2 protein-coding genes and 1 pseudogene are annotated in these 1,194 nt (G+C 40.5%); 2 read left to right on the top strand and 1 reads right to left on the bottom strand.

What is annotated here, in order from left to right; translation table 11 throughout:
- Together M975_RS23060 and M975_RS00390 are read left to right on the top strand one after the other, a co-directional pair.
- A pseudogene (locus M975_RS23060) lies at window positions 1-375 on the top strand (RHS repeat-associated core domain-containing protein); the annotation flags it as partial.
- Window positions 372-812: a hypothetical protein gene (locus M975_RS00390; RefSeq protein ID WP_064556613.1), complete on the top strand. Its 441-nt coding sequence runs from the start codon at window positions 372-374 to the stop codon at window positions 810-812. The pseudogene M975_RS23060 and the gene M975_RS00390, both read left to right, overlap by 4 nt.
- A gap of 47 nt (window positions 813-859) precedes the next feature.
- On the opposite strand, the gene M975_RS00385 is transcribed toward M975_RS00390, so the two are convergent.
- On the bottom strand, window positions 860-1,194 hold a 335-nt coding region (locus M975_RS00385; protein ID WP_425338983.1), incomplete at its 5' end, for a SymE family type I addiction module toxin.

The following is a 1,194-nucleotide window of genomic DNA, read 5'->3' as shown; positions in this document are numbered from 1 at the left end:
TTGGGTGGGGTGAACCCTTACGGGTATGTGCATAATCCGTTGAGTTGGGTTGATCCGCTGGGGTTGGCTTGTTGCCCGGGGTCATTTGAGCAAGCAATGAATAAAGCTTTAGAATGGCTTAAGGCCAGAGGATTTAAAGCTGAAAAAGTTAATACAGGTAAATTTGGCGATACGAAAGGTAAAGCCGTCGGGATGACCACAGCCGATGGAAAAACTGGTTTTAGAATTGAATATGATGAAAGAAGTGGTTCTCATATAAATGTGTTTAGCGGCAAGGACAAAGGGGAACATTACCAATTTGATGCAACCGAACAAACAACGACTAAACATCAAAAAAGATATGATCATCCTTCAAAGCCAAGGAGGGGAAAATGACTATTGATGATGAAATTAAGTTACACATTGCAAATCTACCTAACCCTCCAGAAATTATTGAGAACTGGGAGCCTATTGCTGATTCACTATCAGATATGTTTGATTGGATTGGATCAAAAATAGACTGGAATAAAACTCTAGGCCATGTATATCAAGATCTTGGTAATGAAAAAAAATCTTGGACTTCTCTGGTGAGTAGTTTCATCCACAAATATGCGCACGATTTAATATTCAGTTCTGAGGGGATATTTTATATAAACGATTCATCGTTGGATTTTGCTCTAAAAATCCCACCTAATCAAATAGATACTATGCTTAATCTCTTAATAGAATTAGTTCCTCAGCATCATTATTTCTTTGATGTTAATAATCAATGGTGTCTTGTTGTTAGTTCTGAAGGTTATGTGGATTTTGGTGTTTCTAAACTAGCCTCATAGCAAAAAGTCGGAAAGACCACACGATCTTTCCGACTTTTATTTATTATCTAAGCCGTCATCCCACGCAGCGCCGATTTAATATTCTTATTAGCCTGCTTAATTTCCCGCAGTTGCTGACGCAATGCTTCCTGCTCCTGCTTCAGCACATCCACTTCGTCGCTATCTTTAATAATCACAATACAGCCATCGGTTATTTTAACGGTAAGATGTGCACCCGTCTCAAACCCCGCTTCTTTCAGCCATTTACCCTTTAAATGAATATTCGGTGTCCCGGTATCGCCCCGGTTCGGCACATAGCCGACAATATAACGGCGCTGCGCTTTGGAAATCCCCTTGCTGCTATGATATTGCAGGCCGCTGCATCTGCAGCACTTTCCATGAC

Origin of the sequence: Buttiauxella brennerae ATCC 51605, assembly GCF_001654925.1 — a bacterium.
GTDB lineage: Bacteria > Pseudomonadota > Gammaproteobacteria > Enterobacterales > Enterobacteriaceae > Buttiauxella > Buttiauxella brennerae.
This window is presented reverse-complemented; position numbering and strand designations above follow the sequence as displayed.